Genomic DNA, 17,306 nt, shown 5'->3' on the forward strand with positions numbered 1-17,306 from the left:
GATCATTGCGCCGCGAACGGCCAGGGACGCCGTTCCGGCCCGATGATTTCCCAAAGCCTTGCCGCCCGCAGGACGCCCAGGTCGTCAAAGCGACGTCCCGCAATCTGCAGGCCGATGGGCACACCGGCATCGTCATGGCCGCAGAACACCGAGATCGCGGGCTGTTCGCTCATGTTGAAGGGCGCGGTGAAGCCGATATGGGACATCGCGCGCGCAACGTCGTTGTCGGCGGGATAGGCCCACTCGGCCGGGAAGCTGACATTCGGCGACACCGGCGACAGGACCAGGTCCAGATGCGCCGTCGCCGCCACCGTCCTGCGGCGGATCTCAACCGTTGCGGCATAGCTGCGGTACACTTCTTCGCCCGATTTGCCCAAGCCGCTTTCGGCCCATTCGCGAACGATCGGCAGGACCTTCTGCCGTTGATCGGGGTCCAGCGCCTGCACATCCAGACCGGCGCGTGTGCGCCAGAAGTCGTCAAGCCCCTGCAGAAGCTCGGGCGTCATCCACGAGTCCAGCGGCTCGACCGACGCACCGGCGTCGGCGAAGCGTCGGGCGGCCGCGCCGACGGCGTCGAGGATCTGCGGATCGACCGGCAGGCCGCACCCCGCATCCAGCTGCAGCCCGATGCGAAGGCCTTTCAGGTCCAGGTCGAGGTCCAGCCAGTCGATTGCCTGGGCCGGCACGGACATGTGATCGCGGCTGTCCGGCTGCGACAGCACCGCCATTGCCATGGCCGCGTCGCAGGCCGTCCGCGTCATCGGTCCGGCGGCACGACCCATGAACGGCGGGTCGATCGGGACGCGCCCCAGGCTGGGCTTCAGTCCGACCAGCCCGCACCAGGCCGCCGGCAGCCGCACCGACCCGCCGATGTCGGTGCCCAAGTGGATCGGTCCATAGCCTGCGGCCCCCGCGACACCCGCCCCGGCGCTGGAGCCGCCGGGATTCATCGTGGTGTTCCAGGGGTTGCGCGCCAGCGCGTGGAAGCTGGACAGGCCCGACGAGAGCATCCCGAAATCGGGCATCGTCGTCCGCCCCAGGAACACCGCCCCGGCCTCGCGCATCCGTGCGGCCGGCGGGGCGTCGGTGGCTTGGGGCGTCATGTCGCTGACCGCGGTGCCAAGCGGCATCGGCACGCCCTTGGTGGCGATGTTCTCCTTGATGGTGATCGGCACGCCGTCCAGCGATACGCCGTTCACGACCACCTGTTCGCCTTGCCGCCAGCGTGCCTCGGACTGCCGCGCCGCCTCCAGCGCCGTTTCGTGATCGACTGTCCACATGCCTTTCAGCTCGGGCTCGCACCGGTCGATCTGCGCCAGCACCTCGCGCGTCACCTCGACCGGAGAGAACTGACCCCCCGCATAGCCTTGTGTCATCTCGTGGGCGGTCAGCTCGCGCAGTCTGCTCATGTCGTTCTGTCCCTTGGATCCTTCGAAGCCGCCTCAGCTGATCTGCGTCAGAAGGCCCGCGGCCAGCCGGGCCCGTTCGGCAAGGCTGTCCACCTGGATATGTTCGTCCAGCGTGTGCAGGCCCCTGCCCCGAACGCCGATGGAATCGAGCGTCGGCACGCCCATGGCCCCGGTGAAATTGCCATCCGACCCACCGCCGGCGCTGCTCGACGACATCTCGAAGCCGATCCGCGATGCCAACTGACGCGCCAGGTCATAGAGCGCCATGGTGCCCGGCTGCGGCTCCCATACGGGACGGGTGACGCCGCGAGTGACGGTGAAGGTCACGCCCCCTTCCTCGCCCTGCAGGGCCAGCATGGCGGCGACACCGCCGTCGAGGTCTTTCTGCGTCTTGGCCACGCTGAGAACCTCGGCCCGGCAGATCGACGACACGCAGTTCACCCATTGCCCCGCATGCACCACCCCGACCGAGAATGAGCAGTCGTCGGTCGACATCGCCTCGATCTGCAGGATGCGGCGAGCCATGGCGGCGATGGCCGACCTGCCGTCCTTCAGCGCCCATCCCGCATGGCTGGGCCGCCCCTCGGTCAGCAGGTCGAAGCGCGCGATGGCATAACGCCCGGTGACCGCGCCGCCATCCTGCGACGCCGGTTCCGGCACCAGCACGGCACGCTGGCCGCGCGCGGCATCTTCGATGAGGCTGCGTGTGGCGGGTGTGCCGACTTCCTCGTCGGGGGTGAACAGGAACGTCACCGGCAGCGGCGTTGTCAGGCCAGCGCGCCGGATCTGGCGCATGGCTTCGAGGAAGACATAGTTGCCGCCCTTCATGTCCATGATGCCAGGACCCCAGGCGCGTCCGTCCTGAACCCGGAACGGCAGCTTTTCCAGCGTGCCGACCGGGTGGACCGTATCCATGTGGCCCGACACCAGGATACCCGGCTTGCCCTGGTCGGGATGCGGGAACGTCGCGCGGATCGAGGTGCCGAAGCCCCCGGTGGCGGGGATGGTCTCGACGGTCGCACCGGCCTCGACCAGGTCGCGGGCGGCAAGATCCATCATCCGGCTGACCGCGGCGGCATCCCAGGTCGGGCTTTCGCATTCGATCCAGGGGCGCAGGCCCGCCAGCATCGCGGTGCTGTCGAAAGACAGGCCCAGCGCGCTCATGCGGCGACCTCCAGCGGCAGACGCCGTTCGATCAGCCGGGCATAGATCGACGCGCCGACGGGCAGGATCGCCGGGTCCAGCACGAAGCCCGGATTGTGCAGCGGCACCGTCCCCGCATGATGCACGTTTCCATATGCCCCCGGGACGGCCTGCAGCATGTCGGCGAAATCCTCGGAACCGGTGAAGGGCGCGGAATCGTCGCTGACATGATCCGCCCCCAGGATGTCCGCCGCAGCCCCGGTCCAGGCGTCCGACAGGTCGGGGTCGTTCACCAGCACGTCGAAGATCTCTCGGAACTCGAGGGTGATCTCGACGCCGAAACCCTGCGCCTGACCGTCGCAGATCGCGCGCATGCGCGACTGCATCAGGTCGCGCACCTCTGGGCGGAAGAAGCGGATCGTGCCCGCAAGCCTTGCCGAGGCAGGGATGACGTTATAGGCGCTGCCGGCGTGGATCTGCGTGACCGACAGCACCGCCTGGTCCAGAGGCGCGACATTGCGGCCGAGGATCGTCTGGAACTGGCCGACCAGTCCCGAGGCCACGACCAGCGCATCCTGCGACTGCTGGGGCATTGCCGCATGGCTGCCCTTGCCGGTCACGGTGATGTCGAAGAACGACGCCCCCGCCATGGCTGGCCCCTTGCAGAGCGTCGCGCGGCCGCTCTGCCCGGTGGGCTGGTTGTGCATGCCATAGACCTCGTCCACCGGGAACCGCTGGAAGAGGCCGTCGGCGATCATCGCGCGGGCGCCGCCCAAGCCTTCCTCGGCCGGCTGAAAGATGAAGACGGCGGTGCCGTCGAAGTTGCGCGTTCCGGCAAGATACCGCGCCGCGCCCAGGAGCATCGTCGTGTGGCCGTCATGCCCGCAGGCATGCATCTTGCCGGTCTCCTTCGAGGCATAGTCGAGGCCGCTGGCCTCCTCGATCGGCAGGGCGTCCATGTCGGCGCGCAGGCCGATTCGGCGGTTACCTTGGCCCCGGCCCTTCAGGATGCCGACGACACCCGTCTTGCCGACGCCTTCGTGAACCTCGTCGAAGCCAAAGGCGCGCAGCTTGTCGGCGACGATGCCGGCGGTGCGGACCTCCTCCATCCCGATTTCGGGATTGGCGTGAAGGTCGCGGAAAATCGCTTCCAGGTCAGAGGCGGCGGCGTCGATCTCAGGCAGGTTCGGCATGGGGCACCTTCGGCATTTCGCGGAAATTCTGGAAGTCCCATGACCGGCCGGGCGCGGCGTCGATCAGGGCGCGGGTATAGGCATGTGCGGGCGCGGCCAGGACCTCGGACGCGGGTCCGTGTTCGACCACGGCGCCCCGCTGCATGACGATCACGTCGTCGCAGATCTGGGCCGCGACGCGCAGGTCATGGGTGATGAAGACGATGGCGATTTCCAGATCGCGCTGCAGCTGGTGCAGAAGGTCGAGGACCTGAGCCTGCACCGACACGTCCAGGGCCGACACGGCCTCGTCGGCAACAAGGACGTCGGGCCGCATCATCACGGCGCGCGCGATGGCGATGCGCTGACGCTGCCCGCCCGAGAACTGGTGCGGATAGCGCCCGAGAGCATCCTGCGGCAGGCCCACGACGTCCATCAGCCGCGCAGCCTCGGCCAGCGCATCGGCGCGGGACGTGCCATAGTTCAGCGGCCCCTCGATCAGGCTTGCGGCGATCGTCCAGCGCGGGTTCAGTGACCGCATGGGGTCCTGAAAGACCACCTGCAGCTTCTTGCGATGCGGGCGCAGCGCCGCGCGCGACAGGCCGGCGATATCGCTGCCGTCCAGCATGATGCGCCCCGAACTGGGATCGATCAGCCGCATTATGCAGCGCGCCACCGTGGACTTGCCGGACCCGGACTCGCCCACGATGCCAAGCGTGCGGCCTCGCGACAGGGTGAAGCCCACGTCTTTCGCCGCATGCGCCTGCGGCAGCTTTCGCAGGATGCCGCCACCGCCATAAATTTTGTTCAGCCGCTCGACACGCAGGACCGCGTCGTCGGCCTCGGGACGCGCGGGCCGTGGGGACAGGCTGGGGACCGCCTTCAGCAGTTGGCGCGTATACTCGGCGCGCGGCTGGCGCAGCAGGGCGTCCACCGGGCCGTGTTCGACGATCTCGCCCCGCTTCATGACATAGACGGTGTCGGCGATTTCGGCGACGACACCCATGTCATGGGTGATGAACAGGACCGCCGTCCCGTGGTTCTGCTGCAATTCGTCGATCAGCGCCAGGATCTGCTTTTGCGTGGTCACGTCCAGCGCGGTCGTGGGTTCGTCGGCGATCAGCAGCACCGGTTCCAGCACCAGCGCCATCGCAATCATGATGCGCTGACGCTGACCGCCTGACAGCTGGTGCGGATAGGACCGGAAGATGCGGTCCACGTCCGGCAGATGCACCTGCTCCATGATCGCCACGGCGCGGCGGCGTCGTTCGGCGGCGGGCAGATCGGTGTGCAGCTCCATCACCTCCATGATCTGGTCGCCGACGCGCAGCACCGGGTTCAGCGCGGTCATCGGCTCCTGAAAGATCATCGCGACGCGAGCCGCGCGCAGATCGCGCATCTGCGCCTGGCTGAGCGGCAAGAGGTCGCGGCCCTGCAGCTGGATCGAACCGCCCGCGACCTTCAGCGCCTGCGGCAGAAGGCCCATGATCGCCAGCGAGGTCACCGACTTGCCCGACCCGGATTCGCCGACCAGGCAGACGGTTTCCGAATGGCGGATTGTCACGTCGATGGACTTCAGCACCTTGAGGTTGCCCGGCGTCTCGGGCAGGCTGACGGTCAGGCCGCTGGTCTGCAGCACGACAGGCGCGTCGTTGTGGTTGCGTGTCTTGAACATCATTTCCCTACCCCGCCCGCTTCTTCAGTCGCGGGTCCAGCATGTCGCGGGCCGCGTCGCCCAAAAGGTTGATCGACAGGATGCAGAGCGACAACGCCAGCCCAGGATAGAGGATCAGCTCGGGCTTGATGCGGAAGAACAGCCGCCCCTCGGCCATGATGTTGCCCCAGGTGGGCGTCTCCGTGCTGACGCCGGCGCCCAGGAACGACAGGATCGCCTCCGTCAGGATGGCCGAGGCCAGGATGTATGTTCCCTGCACGATCAGCGGCGCCAGCGTATTCGGCACCAGGTGCCGGACCAGGATCTTCGGCATCGACGTGCCAAGCGCGATCGCGGCCTCGACATAGGGTTCCTCTCGAGCGGCCAGGACGACAGCCCGGACCAGCCGCACGACGCGCGGGATCTCGGGGATGGTGATGGCGGCGATGACCGATCCGACGGATGGCCCGTTCAGCGCCACCAGCGCGATTGCCAGCAGGATCGACGGAATCGCCATCAGCGCGTCCATCATCCGCATGATGATCGCGTCGGCCGTGCGGAAGAATCCGGCCACGACGCCGATCACCAGGCCGATCAGCACCGCGATGGCTGCCGTCGCGATGCCGATGATCAGCGACAGGCGCCCCCCGATCAGCACGCGGCTGAGGATGTCGCGCCCGAAATTGTCTGTTCCCAGTGGATGCCCCTCGATGGGGCCCTTCAGCCGCGCCAGAGGGTTCATCGTCAGCGGATCGTGCGGCGCGATCCAGGGCGACAACAGCGTCAGAAGGACGATCACGGCCAAAATCGCGGCGGCGATGCCGGTGCCGACGCCAAGCCGCGGCAGGCGCAGCCAGCGCAGGACCGGCTGCATGGCAGAGGTCGGTTGGGGTATCGCCATCAGTAACGGATCCTCGGATCGAAGAGGGAATAGCTGAGGTCGATGAGCAGGTTGACCAGCACATAGAGAAAGCTTGTCAGCAGGATCATCGCCTGGATCACCGGATAGTCTCGCGCCAGGATCGCATCGACCGTCAGGCGGCCGATGCCGGGGATGTTGAAGACCGTCTCGGTCACGACGACGCCGCCGATCAGCAGCGCGAAGCCGGTGCCGATGACGGTCAGGATCGGCACGGCAGCATTGCGCAGCGCGTGGCGAAAGAGGACGGTGCGTTCCGGCGCACCCTTGGCGCGGGCAGTGCGAATGTAATCCTCGCCCAGAACCTCCAGCATGTTGGCGCGGGTCATCCGGGCGATCAGCGCGACATAGATCGTGCTGAGTGTCAGCGCGGGCAGGATGGCGTTCGACAAGAACGCCCCCAGCCCCTGCGCCAAAGGCGTGTAGCCCTGCACCGGAAACCATCCCAGCTGCAGCGAGAACACCAAGATGAAGAGATAGCCCACAACGAAGACCGGGACCGAGAAACCCAGCACCGAAAATGTCATCACCGCATAGTCGGCGCCGCTGCGGTGCTTCCATGCGGCCAGCACCCCCATCGGCACCGCCAGCACGACCGAGATGATGATCGTCAGGATCGCAATCGAGAAGGTCGGCCCCACGCGATCCGCGATCATCGCCGATACCGGGGTGTTCGAGATCAGCGACACGCCCAGGTCCCCCTGCAGCAGCCGTCCGACCCAGGTCACGAACTGGATATGCAGCGGCTGGTTCAGGCCCATCGCCTCGCGGATGCGTTCAAGCTGTGCGGGCGTTGCCATGTCGCCCGCGATGATGGCCGCGGGATCGCCGGGCGTCAGGCGCAGCAGCAGGAAGACGAAGACGGCGACCAGCAACATCACCGGAATGACGGCAAGGCAGCGCCGCAGGATATACCCCAGCATCAGGTTCCTCCGAACGGAAAAGGCTGGGGCGGCAGGAACCGCCCCTGTCGCGTCACTGGGTCTTCTGCATGCCCCAGAAGACCGGCACGGGCGAATCGATCATGTCGGTGATCGTCGTCCGGCGCGCTTGCGGCAGCGTGTACTGCCCCAGCGGGATCAGCAGCCCATTGTCCAGCGCATGCGCCTGGATCTTCTGCGCAACCTCGACCTGGCCTTCGGCGCCGGGGGCGTCGATGAACCCTTCCTTGAGGCTCTCGATGGTTTCGTCGGTGGGCCAGCCGAACCAGGCGTCGTCGCCGCGGCCGTTCAGCATCGGATTCGAGATCGGGTTCGAGATCTCGGGCACCATCCAGTTGGTGATGAAGACGTTCCAGCCCCCTTCGGCCGGGGCCGCCTGGCTGGCGCGGCGGGTCACTAGCGTCTGCCAGTCCATCGGCTGCAGCTCGACCTCGAAACCCGCCTCGCGCAGCATCTGCGACACGACGACCGGCTGCGTGGCCAGTGCGACCATGTCCGTGGGCGCCATCAGCACCACCGGGGTGCCGTCGTAGCCGGCCTCCTCGAGCTGCGCGCGCGCCGCTTCGGCGCCGCTCCCTTGCGTCAGCGTGTCGGCGCCCGTCGTGTCCTCCAGCGGGGTTCCGCAACCCAGAATGGCGCCGCAGACCTGATAATATTCCGGGTTGCCGACCATCGCGGCCAGCACGGGTTCCTGCTGGATCGCCTTAAGCGCGGCCTGCCGGACCTGCTGGTTGTCGAAGGGCGGGTGCAGGAAGTTCATTCGCACCATCGTCTGCATGCCGGTCGGTTCGCGCTTTTCGACGACGATGTTCGGATCGCCCTCCAGCAGCGGGATCAGGTCGACCTGCATCGCCTCGATATAGTCGATCTCTCCGCCGGACAGGGCGTTCACCGCGGTCTGGACGTCCGGCATGTTGACCCATTCGACGCGGTCGATGTTCACCACCTTGCCGCCGGCCATCCAGTCGACGGGCTCTTCCCGGGGAACATATTCGTCGAACTTCTCATAGACGACCATCAGGCCGGGCTGGAACTCGTCCTCGACGAAGCGGAAGGGACCCGAGCCGACATATTCGGTGATCGCCTCGTCGGCCGAGGTTTCGGCGATGCGGGCGGGCATGATGAAGGGCGGGATGGCCGACTGCTTGGACAGCACGTCCAGCATCGGAACAAAAGGCTCGGTCAGCGTCCAGGTGATCGTCTTGTCGTCCGTCGCTTCCAGGCTGGCGGTGCGGTCCATGATGACCTGACCGCCAGCATCCTTCTGGGCCCACCGCTTCAGCGACGCGACCGCATCGGCCGCCGTCACGGGTGCCTCGTCATGGAAGGTCAGGCCGTCGCGCAGCGTGAAGGTATAGGTCAGCTGATCATCCGAGATGGTCCAGTCGGCCATTTGCGGCTGGGGCTGAAAGTCCGAATCCTGCGCGATCAGCACGTCGTAGATCATGTAGGCATGGTTGCGCGTGATATGCGCCGTGGTGATGATCGGGTCCAGCACGCGCAGGCCCGAATGCATCACGGCCTTGACGGTCGTATCAGCCCAGGCAGCGCCGGTCAGCATGGTCGAGGCGAGAAGGGTCGCGGTCAGTCGGTTGAACATGGTGTCCTCTCTGTTGATGCGAGACGCAGGCCGATCTTGGCGTCGGCTTTGCGCTCTGGGTCGAATGCCGGCCCGCATGGCTCCAGCCGGAGGCCGGGACGCAGGTGGCGGAAGGGCAGGCTTGCGGGGCTGACCGGCATGGGACCGGGCGCGACGCAGGTCAGGATACGGTGGGCGATGGGCGCAAAGTCGGCGCGGAAATGGACCGAGCTCTTGACCACCAGGATTGCCTGGGCCTCGGGTTCGATGCCCAGGAAGCGGAACATCTCGCGGTCGGCCATCTGCGCCTTTTCGGAAGCCACCGCGACGCGAACGCCGCCGATCCGCAGGCAGGCGCAGGGACCCAGCTGCAGATGCGCGCCGCCGTAATAGGGGCCGGTGGCATGGCAATGTCCGTCGGACAGCTTCTCGACCAGGAAGGTGGCGGTGAAGGGTTCGTCGTCGGCGATGCCGGATCGACCGCCGAGCGATATCTGGATGGTCGCACCCTCGCCTGCGGCGTGGGCGGCGGCTGCAGCTTCCGGGTCCGTCAGAAGACCGATGGCCGCATCGGTGGCGCGTGCCTCGACCAGCGCGCGCAGCATGCCGGTCGTGTCAGAGTCGCCGCCCGCGCCGGGGTTGTCCTGCGTGTCGGCAAGGATCACCGGACGGTCGGCGGTCAATGCCAGACGCTGCGCCTCGGCGACACCGTCGCTGGCAAGCCACGACTGGCCGCAGAACGAGGGTTCGGCATCGCGCACGGCCCGCGCCATGCGCTCGGCCCATGCGTCCGCCTTTGACTGGCTGTCGGCATAGGCAACGACCGAGGGCCTGCAGTCGACGAAATCGGCGGCAGGGAAGCCCATGAAGAAGGACAGGCAGACGTCGTCGTCATCTGTCGCGGCCACCAGTCGATAGAGGCTCGCCGCAGGCTCCTCCATCGTCGACTGCCATGCAATGGGGATCAGGAAGTCCAGCTGGCGAAAGGCCTTGAAGTTCTGGCCGCCCGCCAGAAGACGGTCCAGTTCGACGGCGGCACGCTGGCCAGTCGCCGCCATGTCGACATGCGGATAGGTGCGGAACCCCATGACGCGGTTCGCCATGTCGATCATGCGGGGGCTGATGTTGCCGTGAAGGTCCAGCGCCGCAACCACCGGAACGTCTTGACCGACGGCCCGGCGCACGCGGTCCAAGATCTCGCCTTCGCCATCAGGATGGCCATCCGCCACCATTGCCCCGTGCAGGTCGAGGAACACACCGTCCAGCCGCCCCGCATCGCGCAGTCCGCAGACGATCTCTTCCACGATCGCCTCGAAACACTCCGACGTCACGGGTGCCGAGGGCACGGCACCCGCCCATACCAGCGGCACAAGATCCCAGCCTTGGGCACGGGCATGAGTGATGGCGCCTGCGATTGGCAGGTTCACGTCCCGCGCCCTTTGCAGGATCTGCGACCCGCGCGACAGGGGAAGATAGCCGCCGCCCTGTTCGAACGCCGCCATGTCGGCGGGACTGGGGGCAAAGGAATTGCTCTCGTGGACGAAGCCGGCAACGGCAATTCGCAGGGGCGGGTCTTGTCGCGAGCGGTTCAGCAAGGTATTGCCATCCGATACGGCTGCATTGCAAGACGAATGTATTGAGGCGAAAAGTCAGATGTCAATGCCGGAGAACGCCATGCCCGGTGAAAGTCCGCCCGAAGACCCTGCGCCCGGGACGGACCCGCTTTTCGTGCAGTCGCTTGCCCGCGGAATGGGCGTGCTGGAGTCGTTCAAGGGCGCCGAGGGAGCCTTGTCGCTGAACCAGATCGCGACGCGGGCGGGGCTGACCCGAAGCGCCGCGCAGCGCCTGGTGCACACGTTCCGCAAGCTGGGCTATCTTAGGATGGCCGAGGACGGCCGCGGCTTTCGTCTGGACCTGCCGATCCTGGACCTGACGCACGACTATCTGCGGCTGAACCCGCTGGTGCGCCGGGCCAACCCGATCCTGCTGGAACTGCGCCGCAACGTGCGCGAACGCGTGGACCTATCGCTGTTCGACGGCCAGCGGATGGTCTATGCCGCACGGATGCAGAGCAAGCGCGAGACGTTCTTTGCCACATTGGTGGGCAACAGCGTGCCGACGGTCTGCACCTCGGGCGGATGGGCGGTGCTGGCGATGCTGCCCCAGGCAGAGGTTGACGCGATCCTGGCGCAGGCCGACTTCCGCCAGCTGACACCCAGAACGATCACGGACCCGGCCGTCATCCGCGACCAGATCGCGCTGACGCGCCAGAATGGACACGCCCTGGCGACCGAGCAGATCCTGATGGGCGAAGTGGCGCTTGGCGTCGCGATTCCCGATTCGTCGGGTCGACCCGTCGCGGCCATCCACATCGCCGCCTCTCTGGCAGAATGGGAACCCGAGGAATTTCGCCGCCGAATCGCGCCGCTTGCGGCCGAGGCCGTGCGCAGCATCGTCGCCGGCTGATCGCCAGAGGGACCGGCACGGGTCGACGCGGGAACGGATACCGTCTCGCAGGGCTTCTATCGGTCTGGAAACTTGGGCCGACAGCGGCGACAGTCGCCGAAAGCAGGGCAGGACGACACCATGACCGAAATCTCGCGCCGCAAGTCGGATCATCTGCGCATCGTGACCGAGGGGCGTGGCAGGCAGGACAGTCTGCACTCGGGCTTTGACGGCGTCAGGTTCCTGCACGACGCCCTGCCCGAGATCGACCTCGACAGGGTCGATTGCACGACCCGGTTCCTTGGCCGGGACATGGCAGCGCCGCTTCTCGTCTCGGCCATGACCGGCGGTCCCGAAGAGGCCGAGCGGATCAACCGGCACATCGCCGAGGCGTGCAACCACCTTGGCATCGCCCTGTCCGTCGGCTCGCAGCGCATCGCGGTCGAATCCGGCGCGCGGGGCGGGCTGGGACGGCAGATTCGCGAAACAGCCCCCGCCATCCCGGTCCTGGGCAATATCGGCGCCGTCCAACTGAACTATGGCTTCGGCGTGGCCGAGGCGCAGCGGGCGGTGGACATGATCGGGGCCGACGCGCTGGTCCTGCACCTCAACCCGCTGCAAGAGGCGATCCAGGAAGGGGGCGACCGCAACTTTGCGTCGCTTCTGCCCCGGATCGAGGAGCTGGCCCGCGCCCTGCCCGTCCCACTTGGCGTCAAGGAGGTCGGTGCGGGTCTTTCGGCGGGCGTCGCCCGGCGGCTTCTGGATGCGGGCGTCACGATCTTGGATATCGCCGGCGCGGGCGGCACCAGCTGGGCGCGGGTCGAGGCAGAGCGCGGGCACGCCCGCCTGCAGTCCTTGGCCGCGCCCTTCCACGACTGGGGCATTCCCACCGCGGACGCACTTCGCGCAGTGGCACCGCTGATCGGCGACGGGCAGAGCCTGATCGGCTCTGGCGGGGTGCGTCACGGCCTGGACGTCGCCCGCGCCCTCAGGCTGGGCGCTGATCTGGCGGGGCAGGCCGCGGGCGCCCTGCCAGCCGCCCGCGACGGTGCTGAGGCACTGGTCGACCACTTTACGGACGTGATCGCGCAATTGCGGATTGCGATGTTCTGCACCGGCTCGTCCGACCTCGGCGCGCTGCGGCAGGCGCCCCTGCTGCAACCCGAACCCGGTGGCCATTGGTCGCAACCGGCGGGACTGGAAGAGGACCGGACAGAGGGCTAGGCTGTCACCATGCGACGCAGGAGTTTCGGATGACCGGACGCACGCTCGGCAAACCTGGCGACACGATCGTCAACCTCGGCCTGTGTGCCGCGATCGTCTTGTGCTGGCTGGCGCTGCATGTCTTCACGCTGTGGTCGCTGGACGCGCCCGCGCATCCGTGGCTGGCGGTCCTGTGCCTGGCCGGGCTGACGTGGCTGTCGGTCGGCCTGTTCATCATCGCGCATGACGCGATGCATGGTTCGATCGTGCCGGGACGGACGCGGATGAACGCCGCGATCGGGCAGTTGGCGCTGTGGCTCTATGCAGGATTTTCCTGGCGCAAGCTGATCGCCAAGCACATGGCGCATCACAGACATGCCGGCACCGACGACGACCCGGACTTCGACCACGGCGGGCCGGTCCGCTGGTACGGCAGTTTCGTCGCCACCTATTTCGGCTGGCGCGAGGGACTGCTGCTGCCGGTGATCGTGACGACCTATGCGCTGATCCTGGGCGACCGCTGGATATATGTCGTCTTCTGGCCGGTGCCTGCGATACTGGCGTCGATCCAGCTGTTCGTCTTCGGGACCTGGCTGCCCCACCGTCCCGGGCATGACGCCTTTCCCGACCGTCATAACGCCCGCTCGACCGGGATCGGCGACCCGCTGTCGCTGCTGACCTGCTTTCACTTCGGCGGCTATCACCACGAACATCACCTGCACCCGCATGTGCCGTGGTGGCGCCTGCCCCGCACCCGCAAATCCGGAGGCCGCGCATGACGCAGTTCCTCATCGTCGTCGCAACCGTCCTGGTGATGGAGCTGACAGCCTATTCCGTCCACCGCTGGATCATGCACGGCCCCCTGGGCTGGGGCTGGCACAAGTCCCACCATGAGGAACACGACCACGCGCTGGAAAAGAACGACCTCTACGGCGTCGTCTTCGCAGTGCTCGCCACCATCCTGTTCACGGTGGGTGCGGTCTGGTGGCCGGTCCTGTGGTGGGTCGCGCTTGGCATGACGGTCTACGGGCTGATCTACTTCATCCTGCACGACGGTCTGGTTCATCAGCGCTGGCCGTTCCGCTATATCCCCCGACGCGGCTATTTCCGCAGGCTCTACCAGGCGCACCGGCTGCATCACGCGGTCGAGGGGCGGGACCACTGCGTCAGTTTCGGCTTCATCTATGCACCGCCGGTGGACAAGCTGAAGAAGGACCTCAAGCGGTCGGGCGTGCTGCGCCCCGACGCCGAGCGGTCGTCCTGATGGGCCGTGCCGCATGAGCCACGATGTCGTGCTGGCGGGCGCCGGCCTTGCCAACGGCCTGATCGCGCTGGCGCTGCGCAAGGCGCGGCCCGACCTGCGCGTCCTGCTGCTGGACCAGGCGTCGGGGGCATCGGACGGCCATACCTGGTCCTGCCACGACACCGACCTTCAGCCGCGCTGGCTGGACCTGCTGCGGCCGATCCGACGTGCCAGCTGGCCCGATCAGGAGGTCAGCTTCCCCGATCATGCCCGCCGAATGCGCACGGGCTATGGCTCGCTGGACGGTGGCGGGCTGATGCGGGCGGTGTCCGAGGCCGGGGCCGAGATCCGCTGGAACGGACCGGTGTCGTCCATCGACGCCAATGCGGCAACCGTCGGGGACGAGCGTCTTGCTGCGCCCTGCGTGATCGACGGGCGTGGCGCCCAGCCCTCGGCCCATCTGGCGGTGGGCTTTCAGAAATTCGTCGGCATCGAGATCGAGACCGAGAGCCCGCATGGCGTCCGGCGCCCGATGATCATGGACGCGACCGTTCCCCAGCAGGACGGCTATCGCTTCATCTACCTGCTGCCCTTTTCCCCGACCCGCATCCTGATCGAGGACACGCGCTATAGCGACGGCGGCGATCTGGACGATGAACGCCTGGCGCGGGCGTCGCACGACTATGCCCGCGCACGCGGCTGGACGGGACAGGAGGTTCGTCGCGAACGCGGCATCCTGCCCATCGCGCTGGCCCATGATGCAGCCGCGTTCTGGGCGGATCACGCGGCGGGTGCGGTTCCAGTGGGCCTTCGCGCCGGCTTCTTCCATCCGGTCACCGGCTATTCGCTGCCCTATGCGGCGCAGATCGCCGATGTCGTCGCGGATCTTGCGCGGCAGGACCGGCTGACGACGGACCACCTGCGCAGCGCGCTGCGCGACTTCGCCATCTTCCGCGCCCGGCAGGACCGGTTTCTGCGGCTGCTGAACCGGATGCTGTTCCGCGGCTGCCCGCCAGACCGCCGCTACACGCTACTCCAGCGCTTCTATCGCATGCCCGAGGGTCTGATCGAGCGCTTCTATGCCGGTCGCCTGACGCGCGTCGACCAGCTGCGCATCGTCACTGGCAAGCCCCCTATCCCGCTGAGTAAGGCCATCCGCTGCCTGCCAGAGCGGCCCCTTCTGCAGGAGAATGCATGACCGCCAGGACCGCCATCGTCATCGGCGCAGGGTTTGGCGGGCTGGCCCTGGCCATCCGCCTGCAATCCGCCGGGATCGCCACGACCTTGGTCGAGGCCCGCGACAAGCCGGGCGGTCGCGCCTATGTCTGGCACGACCAGGGCCATGTCTTCGATGCAGGGCCGACGGTCATCACGGACCCCGATGCACTGCGCGAGCTGTGGGCATTGTCGGGCCAGGACATGGCCCGCGACGTCACGCTGATGCCCGTGTCGCCATTCTATCGGCTGCAATGGGCGGACGGAAAGGTCTTCGAATATGTCAACGACGGCGAACGGCTGGAGGAGCAGATCGGCGCCTTCAACCCCGACGACCTGGAGGGGTACCGCAAGTTCCACGACTATGCCGAGGCGGTCTATCAGGAGGGTTACCTCAAGCTGGGCACGACGCCGTTCCTGAAGCTGGGCCAGATGCTGAACGCCGCCCCTGCCCTGATCAAGCTGGAGGCCTATCGGTCCGTCCACAGCGTCGTGGCGCGTTTCATCAAGGACCCGCACCTGCGGCAGGCGTTTTCGTTCCACACGCTGCTGGTGGGCGGCAATCCCTTCTCGACCAGCGCGATCTATGCCCTGATCCACGCGCTGGAGCGTCGCGGCGGCGTCTGGTTCGCCAAGGGCGGCACCAACCAGCTGGTCGCCGGCATGGTCGCGCTGTTCGAACGCTTGGGCGGGCAGATGATGCTGAACGCAAGGGTCGCCCGGATCGATACCGACGGGCCGCGCACCACGGGCGTGACGCTGCAGGATGGCCGCATGCTCTCCGCCGACATGGTCGCCAGCAACGGCGATGTCATGCACAACTATCGCGATCTTCTGGGCCACACGCGGCGCGGGCGCACCAAGGCGGCGATTCTTGGCAAGCAGCGGTGGTCGATGTCGCTCTTTGTGCTGCATTTCGGCCTGTCGAAGATGCCCGAGGGGCTGGCCCATCACAGCGTCCTCTTCGGGCCGCGCTACAAGGAACTGGTAAACGAGATCTTCAAGGGGCCCAGGCTGGCCGACGACTTCTCGCTCTACCTTCATTCGCCCTGCGTGACCGACCCCAGCCTGGCGCCGCCGGGCGGGTCCACGCATTACGTGCTGGCCCCGGTGCCGCATCTGGGCCGGGCCGACATCGACTGGGACCGCATCGGGCCGGCCTACGCCGACAAGATCCTGGCCAGCCTCGAGGAGCGCATGATCCCCGACCTGCGCAAGAACCTGACGGTCCGGCGCATCTTTTCCCCTGCCGACTTCAAATCGGAACTGTCGGCACATCACGGAAGCGCCTTTTCGGTCGAACCGATCCTGGCGCAGTCGGCTTGGTTCAGGCCGCACAACCGCGACCGCAGCATCCGCAACTTCTACATCGTCGGCGCAGGCACTCATCCGGGCGCTGGCATTCCCGGCGTCGTCGGCAGCGCGAAGGCGACGGCTCAGGTCATGCTGGCAGACGCGGCCGTCGCATGAGCGAGCTGGTCCAGACCTCGCACGAAGCCATCGCCAAGGGGTCGCAAAGCTTTGCCGCCGCTGCGAAGCTGATGCCGCCGGGCATCCGCGAGGATACTGTGATGCTCTATGCCTGGTGCCGGTATGCGGATGACGTCATCGACGGGCAGGTTCTGGGTGACCGTCCCGAACTGATCGACGACCCGCAGGCGCGGCTCGAGGATCTGCGCCGCCAGACCCTCGAGGCGCTTCACGACGAGGCCGAGGTGACGCCGCCCTTCGCCGCCCTGCGCGCGGTGGCACGACGGCACGACTTTCCGGACCGCTGGCCGCTGGACCTGATCGACGGCTTTGCGATGGACGTCCAGGCGCGCGACTATCGGACGCTGGACGATGTCCTGGACTATTCCTACCACGTCGCCGGCGTGGTGGGGGTGATGATGGCGCGGGTGATGGGCGTCAGGGACAGCGCCGTACTGGATCGCGCCTGCGACCTGGGGCTGGCCTTCCAGCTGACAAACATCGCGCGCGACGTCATTGATGACGCTGCCATCGGCCGCTGCTACCTGCCGTCGGACTGGCTGGACCAGGCGCAGGCGCGGGTCGACGGCCCCATCCCCTCGCCCGCGCTTTACGGGGTCATCATCCGACTTCTGGACGCGGCCGAGCCCTACTACGCCTCGTCCCGGCTGGGACTAGCCGCCCTGCCGCCGCGCTGCGCGTGGTCCATTGCCGCGGCCTTGCGGATCTATCACGCGATCGGCATGCGCATCCGACGCGGCGGCCCCGCGGCCTATCGCCAAAGGATCAGCACGTCGAAGGCCGCGAAGATCAGGCTGGTGGCGCGTGGCGGCTTTGATACCGCATCATCGCGCCTGATCCGGCACGGGGCGCCGCGTGCCGGTCTGTGGACGCGACCGCACGGGCGGTGATC

15 protein-coding genes are annotated in these 17,306 nt (G+C 67.2%); 7 read left to right on the forward strand and 8 right to left on the reverse strand.

The genetic code is table 11. The features are described 5' to 3' along the window. Positions 1 to 2: 2 nt before the first annotated feature. The 8 genes from OC159_RS02240 to OC159_RS02275 are packed head-to-tail and all read right to left on the reverse strand — an operon-like array spanning position 3 to position 10,412. Positions 3 to 1,409, reverse strand: a complete 1,407-nt coding sequence (locus tag OC159_RS02240; RefSeq protein ID WP_265499526.1) for an amidase — start codon at positions 1,407 to 1,409, stop codon at positions 3 to 5. A gap of 33 nt (positions 1,410 to 1,442) precedes the next feature. Next, the gene (locus OC159_RS02245) at positions 1,443 to 2,573 is read right to left on the reverse strand and encodes a M20/M25/M40 family metallo-hydrolase (RefSeq protein ID WP_265499527.1); all 1,131 of its coding nucleotides are present in this window, start codon (positions 2,571 to 2,573) and stop codon (positions 1,443 to 1,445) included. Continuing rightward, positions 2,570 to 3,745, reverse strand: a complete 1,176-nt coding sequence (locus tag OC159_RS02250; RefSeq protein ID WP_265499528.1) for a M20 aminoacylase family protein — start codon at positions 3,743 to 3,745, stop codon at positions 2,570 to 2,572. The genes OC159_RS02245 and OC159_RS02250 overlap by 4 nt, the downstream gene beginning before the upstream one ends. Beyond that, on the reverse strand, positions 3,729 to 5,402 hold the full coding sequence (locus tag OC159_RS02255) for a dipeptide ABC transporter ATP-binding protein (RefSeq protein WP_265499529.1): 1,674 nt from the start codon (positions 5,400 to 5,402) through the stop codon (positions 3,729 to 3,731). Before OC159_RS02255 ends, OC159_RS02250 begins: the two co-directional genes overlap by 17 nt. A 4-nt stretch (positions 5,403 to 5,406) precedes the next feature. Beyond that, complete coding sequence (locus OC159_RS02260) at positions 5,407 to 6,279, reverse strand: ABC transporter permease (RefSeq protein ID WP_265499530.1); 873 nt, start codon at positions 6,277 to 6,279, stop codon at positions 5,407 to 5,409. Continuing rightward, positions 6,279 to 7,220: an ABC transporter permease gene (locus OC159_RS02265; protein ID WP_265499531.1), complete on the reverse strand. Its 942-nt coding sequence runs from the start codon at positions 7,218 to 7,220 to the stop codon at positions 6,279 to 6,281. Before OC159_RS02265 ends, OC159_RS02260 begins: the two co-directional genes overlap by 1 nt. A 52-nt stretch (positions 7,221 to 7,272) precedes the next feature. Further along, on the reverse strand, positions 7,273 to 8,838 hold the full coding sequence (locus tag OC159_RS02270; RefSeq protein ID WP_265499532.1) for an ABC transporter substrate-binding protein: 1,566 nt from the start codon (positions 8,836 to 8,838) through the stop codon (positions 7,273 to 7,275). Further along, complete coding sequence (locus OC159_RS02275) at positions 8,823 to 10,412, reverse strand: M81 family metallopeptidase (RefSeq protein WP_265499533.1); 1,590 nt, start codon at positions 10,410 to 10,412, stop codon at positions 8,823 to 8,825. Before OC159_RS02275 ends, OC159_RS02270 begins: the two co-directional genes overlap by 16 nt. 79 nt (positions 10,413 to 10,491) lie before the next feature. Between OC159_RS02275 and OC159_RS02280 the strand changes: the two genes are divergently transcribed. The 7 genes from OC159_RS02280 to OC159_RS02310 all read left to right on the forward strand — a co-directional run bounded on the left by OC159_RS02280 (position 10,492) and on the right by OC159_RS02310 (position 17,304). Beyond that, positions 10,492 to 11,283 carry an IclR family transcriptional regulator gene (locus tag OC159_RS02280; RefSeq protein WP_265499534.1) on the forward strand — a complete coding sequence of 264 codons (792 nt, stop codon included), beginning with the start codon at positions 10,492 to 10,494 and terminating at the stop codon, positions 11,281 to 11,283. A gap of 120 nt (positions 11,284 to 11,403) precedes the next feature. Beyond that, the gene (gene fni / locus OC159_RS02285; protein WP_265499535.1) at positions 11,404 to 12,486 is read left to right on the forward strand and encodes a type 2 isopentenyl-diphosphate Delta-isomerase; all 1,083 of its coding nucleotides are present in this window, start codon (positions 11,404 to 11,406) and stop codon (positions 12,484 to 12,486) included. A gap of 29 nt (positions 12,487 to 12,515) precedes the next feature. Beyond that, a complete protein-coding gene (locus OC159_RS02290; protein ID WP_265499536.1) occupies positions 12,516 to 13,244 on the forward strand; it encodes a fatty acid desaturase in 729 nt (242 codons plus the stop codon). Next, positions 13,241 to 13,729 (forward strand): sterol desaturase family protein, encoded by a 489-nt coding sequence (locus tag OC159_RS02295; protein WP_265499537.1) that lies wholly within the window; start codon positions 13,241 to 13,243, stop codon positions 13,727 to 13,729. Before OC159_RS02290 ends, OC159_RS02295 begins: the two co-directional genes overlap by 4 nt. Positions 13,730 to 13,742: 13 nt before the next feature. Then, on the forward strand, positions 13,743 to 14,906 hold the full coding sequence (gene crtY, locus OC159_RS02300) for a lycopene beta-cyclase CrtY (RefSeq protein WP_265499538.1): 1,164 nt from the start codon (positions 13,743 to 13,745) through the stop codon (positions 14,904 to 14,906). Further along, positions 14,903 to 16,393 carry a phytoene desaturase gene (locus OC159_RS02305; protein ID WP_265499539.1) on the forward strand — a complete coding sequence of 497 codons (1,491 nt, stop codon included), beginning with the start codon at positions 14,903 to 14,905 and terminating at the stop codon, positions 16,391 to 16,393. Before crtY ends, OC159_RS02305 begins: the two co-directional genes overlap by 4 nt. Beyond that, positions 16,390 to 17,304 carry a phytoene/squalene synthase family protein gene (locus OC159_RS02310; RefSeq protein ID WP_265499540.1) on the forward strand — a complete coding sequence of 305 codons (915 nt, stop codon included), beginning with the start codon at positions 16,390 to 16,392 and terminating at the stop codon, positions 17,302 to 17,304. Before OC159_RS02305 ends, OC159_RS02310 begins: the two co-directional genes overlap by 4 nt. Positions 17,305 to 17,306: the final 2 nt, after the last annotated feature.

This window comes from Paracoccus beibuensis (assembly GCF_026162625.1).
GTDB classification, from domain to species: Bacteria; Pseudomonadota; Alphaproteobacteria; order Rhodobacterales; family Rhodobacteraceae; genus Paracoccus; species Paracoccus beibuensis.